A 13,457-nucleotide genomic window follows, 5' to 3' on the forward strand; every position below is an offset into this window, starting at 1 on the left:
GAAGGCTGTCGGACTTGGAGCGTCGAAAGCGAGAATCGGTCCCAGCGAGGACAGTTTTTACTGGATTTGCAGCCGACGATTTCCAAGTCCGACAGCCTCCTGGGCGCGAAGCCGCAGACAGTGCTGTAGCACGGCAAGGCGAAGCAACATCGACACGGATGGTTTAGAAATGGAATCAGGCGACCGTAAGCACCGCCGCAGGGCGGTGCGTGCGCAGGAACTGCTCGCACTCCTGTGCAGGCAAGGGCCTGCTGTAAAAATAGCCCTGGATTTCATCGCAGCCCCGCGCACGCAGGGCATCGAGCTGCTCCTGCGTTTCCACCCCTTCGGCAATCGTGCGCAGCCCCAGGCTGCTGGCCATGCCGATGATGGCGTAGACGATGGCACGGTCCTCCGCATTCACCGTAATGTCCTGCACAAAGGACTTGTCGATCTTGAGCTTACAAACCTGGAAGCGCTTGAGGTAGCTGAGTGACGAATAACCGGTGCCAAAGTCGTCGATCGACATGCGCACACCCCGAGCCCGCAGGTCCGCCATGATGGCAATGGCCCGTTCGGGGTCGTTGCTGGCCACGCCCTCGGTCAACTCCAGCTCCAGGCAATCGGGCAGCACGCCCTCCTCGGCCAGGATGCGGCTCACCAGGCCCGGCAGGTTGGGGTGGCGGAACTGCACCGCCGACACGTTCACTGCCATCGTGATCTGCTGCAGCCCGCTGGCCTGCCAACGGGCCAGTTGCTGCACGGCGGTGCGCAGCACCCACTCACCAATCGGCAAGATGAGCCCGCTTTTTTCGGCAATGGGAATGAACTCTGCTGGCGAGACCATGCCCAATTCCGGGTGCTGCCAGCGCAGCAAGGCTTCTACGCCCACGACGCGCCCATCCTGAAGGCAACATTGCGGCTGATAATGCAGCGCCAGTTGCTCACGCTCCAGCGCGCGGCGCAGTGCGCCTTCCAGCAGCAAGGTGCGCGCAGCCTGCGTATGCATGTCGGAGGAATAGAAACGGTAGGCGTTGCGCCCGTCGAGCTTGGCGCGGTACATCGCCGCATCGGCGTATTGCGCCAGCGTGTCCAGGTCATGGCCATCCTCCGGAAACATGGCAATGCCAATCGATGGGGTCACCATCAATTCATGCTCACGCACCTGCAGGGGCTCCGCAATCGATTCAATCAGCTTGCGCGCCAGGTGTGCGGCGCCATCGGCATCCGTACCCGGCAGCACCAACACGAACTCGTCGCCACCCATGCGCGCGACGGTGTCCTGCTCGCGCACCTGCTGGCGCATCCGCCGCGATACCGCGATCAGCAATTCGTCGCCAATGCCATGCCCGAGCGAATCGTTGATGTTCTTGAAATGATCGAGATCCAGGAACATCAGCGCCATCGGCTCATCGCTGCGCTGGGCCAGGCACAGGTCATGGGCAAAACGATCCCGCAGCATGGCGCGGTTGGGCAGACCCGTCAGCAAGTCAAAGTGCGCCATCCAGCGGATACGCTGCTCGTCTGCCTTGCGCTGGCTCACATCCGAAAAAATGGCGATGAAATGGCTGGCATCGCCCTCGGCGTTGCCGATGCGGCTCATGGTCAGCCACTGCGGATACACCTCGCCGTTCTTGCGCTTGTTCCAGATCTCCCCCTGCCACAGTCCCTCGGTCTGTACGGCGCGCCAAAGGGCTGCATAGAACGCGGCGTCGTGGCGCCCCGACGCCAGAAGCCGGGGGTTGCGGCCCCGCACATCGTCAAAAGTGAACCCGGTAATGGTCGTGAAGGCCGGGTTAACCAGCAGGATCTTCTGGTGTGCATCGGTCACCATGATGCCGTCGTGGCTGTTCTGGAACACCTCGGACGCCAGGCGCCCTTGTGATTCGAACGACTTGCGCTGGATGGCGCTCCCCATGAAGTGGCTCACCCGCTCCACCAGCGTGGTGTCGTGGTGGTCCAGCGCGTTTTTGCGGCGGCTGAAAGTGTCCAGCACGCCAACGACCGTGCGCGAATCCGTCAGGATGGGCACCGAGGTGCAATCCATCCAGCGCTCCTGGTGGGCCATGGACAGGACCAGTGAACGCAGGGGGGTATTGTCCAGCAGCGGGGCAATGCCTTGCGCCCCACTGAACTCCACGACACCAGCAACATCGTTCTGCGCATGCCCCGGAAAAACGGCTCGCGCCTTCGCCAACACCCCCTCAAGGCCATGCGCCGCCTGCGGCTCCAGCTGGCCTGAACGCTCATCCAGGAGCCACACCAAGCCACGCACAGAGGGCAAAAGCTCCTCCAAGTGGCCCACCAGACGGCTCAGGATCTGGTCGATATCGGGCTCGCTGGCAATCAGCTCCAGTGCAAAAGCACGCAGCGCTTCCAGTTGCCGGGTCTGGTGCTGCGCGGTGAGGTTCATGGCGGTTCCGGTCACCCGGACGGGCCGCCCGGCCGGGTCGCGTGAGACAAACCCGCGTGCCAGCACCGGCACATAGCGGCCGGACCGGTGGCGCAGCCGCACCTCTTCGACCACCACGTTATCCTCCGATGCCAGCAAACGCCCCTGCAAGGAAGCCATCCGCGCCAGGTCCTGCGGATGGACGAGCGCCTTGATGCGCAGGGGGCCCTGGGGCATGTCGTCCACCCCATAGCCGAGCATGTGCCAACCTTGGGGAGAAAACTCGGTCTGCAGGCTTGGCAACTGGCATTCCCACGGGGCGTCGGTCGATCCTTTGAGCACCAACTCCAGTTGCGCCTGGGAATGGCGCAGCAGTTCCTCGGCCCGCTGGCGCTGCGCTTCATTGGCGAAATAGTCCAGCGCGAAATCCACATCGGACGCCATTTGCGAAAGCAAGGTGCGTGCATCCGGTGAAAAGCTGTCGGCCGACCCGGCGATCAGCACAAACACTCCGACCACTTCACCCGACCGGTGCAAGGGGAAAGCCACGGCAGGTCGGGTGTTTGGTCTGTCGTTAATCCAGACCTCACGGCCCTCGCGCAGTGCCGTCCACGCACACCCCAGACCCGGCATGTCGGCGCCGACAACCAGATCAGCACCCATGTCCGGCGCGCCCGCTCCATGCGCAGCCACCAATTGCAGCGCCGGCGAGCCTGGTTCGCGCATGCCAATCCAGGCCAGATGCATCCCTCCCAGCGGAACAGCGGCCTCGCAAATACGCGCGAAAAGCGCTTGCGCCGTAGAGCATTGCACGATCGCCTGGTTGCAAGCACTCAGGGCCGCATAGAGCCGTGATTGCTGTTTGATCCGAAGTTCGTCTTCATGCCTGCGGGTGATGTCCTGGAGCGCCACGATGCATTGCTTGTGCCCATCGTCCTGCTCCAGCACGCGCAACTGCACGCTGACAAACGCCTGCGCACCATCACCCCGGCGAATGCGCCGGTCCACGGCATAGGCCTTGATGTCGCCGCGCACCAGACGATCCACCCCCTCCAGGTCTTGTACCAGGTCGTCCGGGCTGACCAGATCGGCCCAGGCCAGTCGCTCAACCTGTTCGGGCGCAAAGCCCACGATGCTACAAAAATGCCGGTTAAAGCGCCCCCAGCGGGCATGGGACAGATCGCCTGTCGCAATGCCGATAAATGGCAGAGAAAAAAACTGCCCCATCAACTGGTCTGAACGGGTCTTCTGAACCAGCATCTCCAACCGCTGTGCACGCCGCAGCTGCCGCCAAAATAGCGCCAGCACCAATGCCAGTGCGATGACTGCGAGCGTGGTCACCGCGCTGACCCACCAAGCCAGCACATGCACGGGCTGCAGCACCTCGGCCCGGTCGATTTTGGCCACCACGTGCCAGTCCGTGTTGGCCACAGGCCGGAAGGCAGAGAGCACTTCGACATTGCGGTGGTCCCGGCCGGCCATCTGTCCAGGCTCGCTGGCACGCAACGCCGCCGCTGCGGGCAAGGTATCGTTGGCCATAGGCAAGCGCAAGCGCATGGCGGTGCCGCTGCGGTGGCGCAGTTCGTTCATGAACACCGCTGCGTCACCCTCCCTGCGCACCAGCAAAGTTTCGCCGCTGGGACTCAAGGTCGGCCAGGCCTGGATGACCGGAAACAGGAACCTCTCCGGCGAAATACCCATTTGCACCACCGCCACCATGCGCCGCTGTGCACTGCTGATGTCATAAATCGGCAGCAACCAGCGCAACTGCGCATGTCCTTGGGCATCGACGTTCAGGTCCAGACGCACGGCCTGCTCGGCCTGCACCAGTTGGGGAACAAAGCGGCCCTGGGATTCTGGCGTGCCGTCTTGCGCCGCCATGCTGGCCAGTACATGGCCGTCGAGATCGAGCAGATCAATGGCGTCGTAGTCAAAGGCGGTTCGCAGCAATGCAAAACGCTGCATGACGGCCGCCTGTTGTGCGGTGCTGCGCGCCGGATCCACCTGGAGCGCGACGACTTGCTGGGCAAAGACCGCGTCATCCGAAAGCATCTGGGCATTCTTCTGCCGCTCGCCCAGCCAGTTTTCGATCTGGTCGGACTTGAGGCGCGCAATGGCGGCCATATTGGCCAACGCCTCCGCCTCTGCCTTGGGCGCCTGTATGCGCACGACCATCCACCCGGTCAACGGCAACAGCATGGCCAGCGCACAGATCAGCGCTAAAAACTGTCTGGCTGTGGCTCGCCCGGTCAGGGTGGACATACCTTGGATCTCAAAACCTTCTCCGTTCCTCAGAATGATTCGGACCGGCCAGGCGCGGCGCAAACGAGGAATGCGGTCGCTGCGCAGCGACCGGTGCATGCCCCAGCTTGAAGACATCGACCCCAGCCACCAGTTGCTGCGCCTGCGACTTCAGGCTGTCCGCTGCGGCGGCCATCTCCTCGACCAGGGCCGCATTCTGCTGCGTGACCTGGTCCATGTGCGTAACGGCCTCGCCCACCTGGGACACGCCCAGGCTCTGCTCCGTACTGGCCGCACTGATTTCGCCCATGAGGTCGGTCACGCGCCGAATCGCGCTGACCACCTCGGACATGGTGGCACCGGCCTGGTCCGCCTGGGCCGTACCCTGTTCGACGCGGTCCACGCTGGCGCTGATGAGGTGCTTGATTTCCTTGGCGGCCTCGGCTGAGCGGCTGGCCAGGCTGCGCACCTCAGTGGCGACCACGGCAAAACCCCGACCCTGCTCACCCGCACGGGCCGCTTCAACCGCTGCATTCAGCGCAAGAATATTGGTTTGAAAGGCAATGCTGTCGATCACACCGATGATGTCCGCAATCCTGCGCGAGCTCTCATTGATGCCCTGCATGGTGGCGACCACCTGCGACACCACTTCGCCGCCCTTGACCGCGACCTGGCTGGCGCTGGCAGCCAATTGGTTGGCCTGGCGGGAGTTGTCCGCGTTTTGCTGCACAGTGGAGTTGAGTTGCTCCATGGAAGCCGCTGTCTCTTCCAGCGAACTGGCCTGGCTCTCGGTGCGCGACGCCAGGTCGTGGTTTCCTTGTGCAATCTGTACGCTGGCGCTCGCCACTGCCTGGGCACCCTCTCGCACCTGCCCCACCACGCCGGAGAGCTGCACCTGCATTTCGACCAGGGCATTCATCAGGCTCGCAATCTCGTTCGTGCCCTGCACCTCGACCGCGGTCGTCAAGTCGCCCGCCGCAACCGCCTGCGCCAGCCGTACCGCATCCTGGACCGGGCGCGTAATGCTGCGCACAAACGCCAGCGCCAGCGCCGCAGCCCCCAACACACCCAGCCCCAGCAGCGCCACCATGCCGTAAGCCAGCTGCTGTGCCTGGTTTTTGCGATCCTGCAGGGTCAGATTGAGCAGACGAACCGCGCCATCGTTAAAGCTGTAGATGGCGTCGATGGTGCGGGTGAAGTCGTCGAAATAGGCTGTGGGTGTCAGCGTGATGGTTTGCGCGTCAACCAGGCCCTCCCGGGTCATTTTGAGCGTCGCTCCGATCTGCTCGTTCAGCGCACGGGCAGGACCCTCCAGAGCCTTACGGAATACGGCGTTGTCGCCGCCAGCCTTGGCCAAGTGGCGCTGCAGGTCCGCCTGCACCTGGTCAATCTGCCGCAAACCGGCTTGCAGCGTGGCCTGGCCTTCGGGCGGCAGCGTGCCTTGCGCCAGATACATGGCACCCCGCGCACGCATCAACCCCATATGCTCTGTCAGCACCATGGCCTTGACCAACGCCACCTGTGTCAGCATGTGGGTATCGAAGTGGGAATCCAACGACAGGCCTGATCCATCGAGAACACCTTCGCCCACCAAAAACAACTGGTCGATCAATGCGGTGTGCAATCGGGTGCTTTCAGGGGCCGGCATTTGCTTGGCGGCGACCTTTTGCTCCAAGGCAGTCCACTCCTTGCGGCGCTCTGCCCATTGCGCAACGGTTGGCTGCGCTGCACGGTTCGATGCCAGAGCCTTATCCACCTTGTCGTAGCCCTGAGCCAGCACGCTGGCTACTGCCGGACGCTGCTGCTCCAGCTGCGCGTTGCCTCCCAGCATGCCAGCGGACATTCCGCGGTGCTTCTGGCTGGACTGGATCACACCATTGATCTCCACCAGCACCTGCGCGCCCTGCACCTGACGCTCGGCCAGGGCGGCACCCTGAAAAGCCAGCCGCAAGTACAGCGCGGCAGGGAAGATCACCATCACCAAGGCCAACAGGCCCAGGATCATGAATTTCTGGGCCAGGCTCAATCGATGCAATAAGGACATGGTAAGTACCGGTGGAAAGGCGGTAGCGGGCAGTGCCGGTAGGCGCTGCACCACAGCCCATCAGGGCGCGTAACCCAGATGGCGGCTGGATTACTGTCCACCGCGCGAAAAGCGCAGCAGTCCAGAGCCCATCCTTGGCGCCACACAACTTGTTACTATAAACCAGTTGCATATGCGCCCAGGCGTCTGCCTGCCCTTTCATCCGACGGCATCCGGCAATGCGCTGCACGATGTGCATCGCTTTATTGATTCACAGCAACCGGACAGCAGCCCGCACAGCACCTGGCGGGTAAATACCGCAAACAGGCGAACGAACTCAGTGATGATGGGACAGGTGACACTGCCTTCGCAGTGCTACAGCCCACATCCAAAAAACGACTCTGCCCGAACGGAAAAATCAGCGCGCCAGGGGGGCCCCACCCGTGGAGTGGGAGACAAAGGCGGCAAGGGCCCGCATGTCCGTTTCACTGAGCTGCTCCGCATAAGACGGCATGACACCCAGGCCAGACTGCAAAGCCTGCAGCACACGGGCCGCATCTGGTTTGAGCTCATCCAGTACGGGGCCCACCTGCCCCTCAGAGCCTGCGGCAGCCAGTGTGTGGCAGACCGCGCAGGCGGGTTTCACGGTGGTGAACAGGGCTTTCCCCCGTGCCACAAGCTCGGCGTCATCCGCCAGGGCAGGTACCGGCAAAGCCATGGCAAACGAACACAACAGCCAGGCTGCAGGGCCTGCATGGCGCGAGGGAAACTTGTTCAGCATGACTTCAGGCCACCGTCACAGTGACAGCGTGGTCACGCCAGCTGTTGTTGTTGTAGCCACGGATGTTTTCCTCGCGCTCGGCAGGCTGCGCGTGGCCCGCCGCATCGGTGGCCCGGCTGGCCAGCACATGGGTTCCTGCTGCCAACCGCACGGGCAGCACGAACTGGCGCCAGGCAAAACGCCCCAGGTCGGGGCCGATCAGCTGCGCCCGGCTCCAGGTGGCGCCCCCGTCGACGGAGACTTCCACGCCTTGTAGCGGCTGGGTACCGGCAAACGCCACACCGTGGATCTGGGTCATACCGGCCTTCAGAGGCCCTTGCTCGGAAAGGGGGCCATTGATCCAGGACTTGACCACAATTTCCCAGACCGAACGCTGGTCAGGACTGGACTTGGTGCCGGGGGGCGAGAGCCGGTAGCTGCTGGCCATGATGCGCGCCGGGGATTGCTGCGGGGTCAGCGCCAGCCGCTTGATGTACTTGATGTTGTTCACCCCCTGGTAGCCCGGCACGATCAGACGCAGCGGACCACCATGGGCGAGAGGGATGGGCTCGCCATTGAGCTCCCAAGCCAAAATGGCGTCGCCCAAAGCGGCGACGGGCACTGATCGCTCCACGAGTACCGTCAGCGGATCCACGCCTTCAGGCAGTTTTTCACCGCCCGTGCCGGTGAGATACACCGCGCCATCCACCACCCCGCCCAGCGCGGCCACTACCGCACGCACGGGCACGCCGCTCCAGAACACACAGCCGGCAGCACCCACAGTCCATTGCGTACCGCTGGGCTTGCTGGGGAAGAACCCCCGTCCGTTGCCCGAGCACTGCAGCACCGTAGCCACCGTTTCCAGACCCATTGTCTTGAGTTCTGCCAGCGTAAATTCGCGTGGAGTTTTCACCCCTTCGATGCTGATGGTCCAGGCATCCCGGTTGTCCAGAATGGACGCATCCGGCGGCGGCAGGTTATTACGCACATACAACTGGTCTGTCGGGGTCAACACGCTGGTGCCAAACGAAGAACGCCGCGTTTCCATGGTGTTGTTGCTGTGCACGATCAGCGCCTTGGGGTCTTTCCAGCTGACATAGGCGGGCAAAGGTTTGGGCGCAGCGGCCTGAGCATGCGCGCCAGTTGTCCAGCTGGCCAGGCCCAAAGTTCCAAGGGCGGCGGCACTGCCGGCCAACATGTGGCGGCGAGGCATTGACTGGGGGGATTTCATGGCGCGCTCCTTCGCAAGAGGTGAATATGAGAAATACAAAAAGAGACGCGCAATGCTTTTCTGCCCGCGCGCTGGCGCCCATTCTGGACTGTTCAAGCAAAAAACAAAACATTGACAAATGTCAATAATTGTAATAATTAAATGAAAAATGGAAACATCCGTTATTCGCAAGCTAGGCTGGAGCACATTTAGAGTTGTCGGCTTCGGCCACGGTAACGCCTGTTTTTTTACCCTGCTAGAGAAAAGCCATGAACCTCCGATCCATTGCTCGCAACTCTCTGTCGAGCCTGGCCTTGCTGCTGGCCGCGCAGCTTGTGCACGCGCAACTGACGGTCATCGTGGCCGTGGAACCCACGGCCCGCAAGGCGGCGCACACCATTCTTCGCAGCGCCATGGAGTCAGGCCTGTCCAAGGCCACCTCGCTGACGGCGACCGTTTCCACCAGCGAAGATCTTGCCGATGTGATGCGCGCCACCCGCAGCGCGGGTTACGACGTGTTCATCGGACCTGCGCAGGTGGCGGCCTCCACACTGCCGCGCGGGTATGAGCTGATCGGCGCCACGCACAAGTCTGAACAATATCTGCTGGTCAGCACACCACAGGTGGACAACACTGGCGCCATGAAGGGACGCAGGTTGTACCTGCCGCAGCAGGATTCGATTTACACCTACATGGCACGGGGCATGCTCAACGAAGCCGGGCTGTCTTTCAAAGATCTCAAAACCGTGCAGCATGAGAAGCACCCACAGGCGGGACTGAGCTCCATCACGCTGGGCGCCACCGATGCCACCGTGGTGCGCGCCGATGAATGGGCTGAGTGGAACACCGCCCACCCCGGCAGCGCGAAAGTGCTGGCCACCAGCCAACCTGTGCCCGGCGGCTTTACGGTGGTGGTCAAAAAAGACCTGCCAGCCGATGTGCGCGCCAAGCTCGCCCAATGGTTTGGCAGCGCCAGCACCCAGGCGGGACTGGCGCCGGTGATCTTGCGACCCGACGCAGCCGAATACCAGCGCGTGGCCGAGCTGGGTCTGTTCACGCCTTCCAGCCTGCCCGGGGTGCAGCGGATCACTGCCAAAGAGGCGCAGCAACTGCAGGGCGCGCTCTTCGTGGATACCCGGACGGAAAAGGAATTCAAGGCCCGCCGTATCAAGGGCGCCCTGTGGGCGGCCTATATCGAGAAAAGCCTGAAGGACGTTGCCTTCAATGCCGCGCAGGACGACTTCAGCGCGCTCGACAAGCTGCCCGCGGGCAGCCAGGACAAGCCCGTGGTTTTTGCCTGCAATGGAGCCGAATGCTGGAAGTCGTACAAGGCCGCCAAGGTCGCCGCCAGCAAGGGCTTCAAGAAGGTGTATTGGCTGCGCGGCGGCGTGCCTGAATGGGCTGCAGACGGCTTGCCCACCGAGGGGAGCTAAGAGCGGATCACAAAACGCAGCGAAGCGGTTCTGGCCAGGCACTGTGTCGCAGGCAGTACGAGTCGTACGACAAGACGCGACAACGACGCCAGAGGAGTTTTGTGAGTCGCTCTCAAGGTGAGGAGCCCGTGCAGAACACCGTCAGCACCCCGGTGTAGCCATACAGATGCTGGTGCGCAATCTCACCCCCGGCAAAGAAACCCACCAGCGGCACGTCGCCCAGGGCGTGGCGCACAATCTGCAATTCAGCCCCCGGGGCCCCAAAATGCGCTCCGCCCCGCCCTGAACAACTCACGTAAATGGCCCCTGTGATATGGCGGCCCGGCTGGGGCAGCGAAGTGGCACCCAAGGCCCCATGCAGCGGTGCCAGGCCTGCATCCGCAGGGGCGTTCAGGGACACGGGCTCTAACTCCTGCGGTGCCAGTTCTTCGCGAATTTCGGCGCAAATGCGCATGAGGTCGGCACGGGCGGCCGCCACATTGCGCTGGCAGAAGGCCAGGCGCATCCCCGTCTCAACCTGGTCGGCCAGTGCCACGCCATGGCGCGCACCATCCAGGCCAATGATGTGCCGTACCCGGGTGTCGGTGCCGAAGTGGCCCGTGCGCCCCGCCTGGGACGCACCATCGGCATCCATGAGCCCGGCCAGCGTGTGGCGCACGCGCTCTACCGCATGCTGCGGGTCGCCATCGAGCGACACTTCCAATGTGTCCAGCAACACATCCAGTGCAGGCTGTCCATCGAGCTGCAGCACCACGTTGTCCTGGGCCGCCGTGATACGGTGCGTGGCCCCCACGGGCTGGCAGCCCTGGGTGACACGGGAGAGCAGGGGCACATCAGCACTGAAGGCGACCCCCGACAGCCCGCCGGCAAACACCCCGCCGGCAGCGCCGTGCCCTGCCAGGTTGCCACTGCCGCCGACGGCGAACTGCACGCTGGCGCCCCGGCTGGCCGAAAGACCGCCGAACACATAGCCACTGGTGGTGCGCTCCGCCATTTCGGCGATCAGGCCCGCCACGTCGGGCGTGCGGCCATCGGCATGCACCAGCGCCGTGTGCGCCACGAAGTCACTGGTGCCTGCGCGCGGCAAAGGGGCCACGCCCGAGAAAACCCGGTACTCGTTGCAAGGCAATTCCAGCAGCATCAGCGCCAGGGCGGGTTCGTCAAAATATTCGGCATTGCTGGCGCACACACCCACGCCCACGGTGCCGCTCCAGTCGGTAATTTCCGGCAGTTCGGCGGACAGGTAGTTCAGCAACTCCTGCGCCTGTGCGGCGAAGTGGTCGGTGATGTAAAGCAGCCCCAAGGCAGGCGCCTTGGCGTAGGCGGGCAGCGCCATCTGCGCGCGCACCTGCGCCAGCGCCAATGCAGCTGCCATGCGCCACTGCGGGTGCGTGGCGTGACCTGTTGGACAGAGCTTCATGGGGTTGCGGACTGCACAGGGCCTGCCTGCATGGTGTGCAGGCCAGGCACAGTCAGCGTGCCTTCTTGGCTGCGGGTCGGCGTGCGGTGGTCTTCGCCGCCGTCGTCTTTTTGGCTGCAGCCTTGCGGGGCGCTGCCTTGCGCGCAGGCGCCGGTGCGGCGCTCTGCGCCTTGGCGGGCATCACGCGGCGGGATGCGCTTTGCACCCCCTTGGCCGCCATCTGACCGGCCATGCCGGTGGCTGTACGGAAAGCCTCCTTGGCCAGGCCTGTCGCCAGGTTGCGGGTGGTATCAAGGGCGGTCTGCTTCGCGGCGTCCTTCATGGCGTCGGTGGCAATTTGCTGGAACTGCTGTGTGAGTGCCCCCCACCACTGCATGGGGTCGACCATGCTCGCCGCCTGTGCTGCGGCAGCTTTGGATTTCTTGGCGGGTGCGGCATGGGCAGCCGGTTCGGGCGCCGCCATATCGGACACACGATGCGCCACGCCCGAGACAGCCTGGGCCGCGCTGGCCAGGGTTTCACCGGCTTTGTGCACGCCATCCATCACGGTATCGGCCGTTTTGAGTTTGAAAGCGTTGGCCACGTCGCCCATGCTGAAGTTCATGCCCTTGAGCGTGGCCAGGGTCATCTTCTGCACCTCCAGGGCCTGGATAGTGGCCGCCAGCGCGCGTGAATTTTGCTCCAGCCAAAACTGCACGGCCTTGAGTTCATCGACCCGCTTTTCCAGCTCTTCAACGTTGATGGTCGGCGCGACCCAGCTGGACAGATTGGGCATCTGCGGAATATTGCTGGATGCGCCCTTGGCAAGGTTCTGCAGAAAGTCAAAACCTGGCACGAATTTACCGAAACCGGTGGTTGATGTGTCGCTCATGGCCGCTCCGCTGGGTTGGATGTGAACAAGGATGCCCGCAGCTTACTCCAACGGCGACCCGGTGCGAAAGGGCATGTTGCAAACACCATGCCCTTGCGCGCGCAGCGACCGGCATCCAGGCTCAGTGCTTCATGCCCATGCCATGGCCGGCGGCGGCCCCAGGGGCCTGTGCCGCCACGGGCAGCTGCAGCTGCATTTGACTCTCAGCGCCCTGGGCATCCTTGAACACCAGGGTCAGGGGCACTGTCGCGCCCTTGGCCAGCGGGGCCTTCAAATCCATCAGCATGACGTGGTAGCCGCCGGGCTTGAGCTCCACAGCCTTGCCTGCGGGCAGTTCCAGGGAAGGAACAGCACGCATTTTCATGACATCGCCTTCCATCTTCATCTCGTGCACCTCGGTCACACCAGCGGCGGGCGATTCGGCGCGCACCAGGCTGGTGGCCTGGGCAGCGGTCAGGCGCATGAAGGCGCCCGTGGCTTTTTGGCCCGGCACGCTGGCACGGGCCCAGGCGCCATCCACGGCGACAGGAGCCGCAGTCTGGGCATGGGAAGCGCCGCTCAGCAAGGCCGCAGCGAGGAACAAGGGGGTGGTGATACGTGACAGTGACATGGATTTCTCCCAATAAACAAACGAGCAACGAAGGGCACCGCAGACGCGGCGCAGGCAAAAAATAGAGACAAAACAGGCTGCAGCGCTTTACCATCAAGCGCCAGCAGCTATTGTTTCAGGAGCTTATGCGCGGACGGGCGGGCCGCGCGCAGGCTGGGGTACCGCCGTGGGAACGGCTACATGCGCAAGCACCCGGGGCGGATTGGCGTACGCAGGGGGCGCCAGCCGGGGCAAGGCGGCCACTGCGGACGGCGGGGGCGCAACAGCGGGGCTGCACAGCGGGCAATCGAGCGCATGGCCCAGGGCCGGCAGCGCAGGGGGCCCAGATAGCACGAACCGGGCCTCGCCCGTGCCCGAGCAGATGCGTTCCAGTGACGCCATCGCCAGCCAAGGCGACGCCGTGGCCACCCCGGCAGACAGGACGAACCATGCCAGCACAAGACAGGCCAGCCAACGGGAGCGGCGCAGGGATTGCATAGATCCATTGTAGAAGGCCGTTGTGCACCCACCGCAACGGC

The 13,457-nt window shown here is 63.6% G+C and carries 9 protein-coding genes; 1 reads left to right on the plus strand and 8 read right to left on the minus strand.

What is annotated here, in order from left to right; translation table 11 throughout:
• Window positions 1-175: 175 nt before the first annotated feature.
• The 4 genes from C8D04_RS11455 to C8D04_RS11470 all read right to left on the minus strand — a co-directional run bounded on the left by C8D04_RS11455 (window position 176) and on the right by C8D04_RS11470 (window position 8,626).
• Window positions 176-4,633 carry an EAL domain-containing protein gene (locus C8D04_RS11455; protein ID WP_158550306.1) on the minus strand — a complete coding sequence of 1,486 codons (4,458 nt, stop codon included), beginning with the start codon at window positions 4,631-4,633 and terminating at the stop codon, window positions 176-178.
• A 10-nt stretch (window positions 4,634-4,643) separates the two neighbouring features.
• The gene (locus C8D04_RS19125) at window positions 4,644-6,656 is read right to left on the minus strand and encodes a methyl-accepting chemotaxis protein (protein WP_116004965.1); all 2,013 of its coding nucleotides are present in this window, start codon (window positions 6,654-6,656) and stop codon (window positions 4,644-4,646) included.
• Window positions 6,657-7,053: 397 nt separating this feature from the next.
• Entirely contained in the window at window positions 7,054-7,353 is a 300-nt protein-coding gene (locus C8D04_RS11465) for a c-type cytochrome (protein WP_233521253.1), read from the minus strand.
• A 67-nt stretch (window positions 7,354-7,420) separates the two neighbouring features.
• The gene (locus C8D04_RS11470) at window positions 7,421-8,626 is read right to left on the minus strand and encodes a sulfite oxidase (protein WP_116004967.1); all 1,206 of its coding nucleotides are present in this window, start codon (window positions 8,624-8,626) and stop codon (window positions 7,421-7,423) included.
• A gap of 248 nt (window positions 8,627-8,874) precedes the next feature.
• Between C8D04_RS11470 and C8D04_RS11475 the strand changes: the two genes are divergently transcribed.
• Window positions 8,875-10,038: a rhodanese-like domain-containing protein gene (locus C8D04_RS11475; protein WP_116004968.1), complete on the plus strand. Its 1,164-nt coding sequence runs from the start codon at window positions 8,875-8,877 to the stop codon at window positions 10,036-10,038.
• A 112-nt stretch (window positions 10,039-10,150) separates the two neighbouring features.
• Here C8D04_RS11475 and C8D04_RS11480 read toward each other — a convergent pair whose 3' ends face one another.
• From C8D04_RS11480 to C8D04_RS11495, 4 genes are all read right to left on the minus strand, one after another.
• Window positions 10,151-11,458, minus strand: a complete 1,308-nt coding sequence (locus tag C8D04_RS11480) for an FIST N-terminal domain-containing protein (RefSeq protein ID WP_116004969.1) — start codon at window positions 11,456-11,458, stop codon at window positions 10,151-10,153.
• 52 nt (window positions 11,459-11,510) lie between these two features.
• Window positions 11,511-12,329: a PhaM family polyhydroxyalkanoate granule multifunctional regulatory protein gene (locus C8D04_RS11485; protein ID WP_116004970.1), complete on the minus strand. Its 819-nt coding sequence runs from the start codon at window positions 12,327-12,329 to the stop codon at window positions 11,511-11,513.
• Window positions 12,330-12,450: 121 nt separating this feature from the next.
• Complete coding sequence (locus C8D04_RS11490; protein ID WP_116004971.1) at window positions 12,451-12,939, minus strand: copper chaperone PCu(A)C; 489 nt, start codon at window positions 12,937-12,939, stop codon at window positions 12,451-12,453.
• 123 nt (window positions 12,940-13,062) lie between these two features.
• Complete coding sequence (locus C8D04_RS11495; RefSeq protein WP_116004972.1) at window positions 13,063-13,416, minus strand: DUF2946 family protein; 354 nt, start codon at window positions 13,414-13,416, stop codon at window positions 13,063-13,065.
• Window positions 13,417-13,457 lie beyond the last annotated feature (41 nt).

Source organism: Simplicispira sp. 125, assembly GCF_003096555.1.
Lineage (GTDB): Bacteria > Pseudomonadota > Gammaproteobacteria > Burkholderiales > Burkholderiaceae_C > Simplicispira.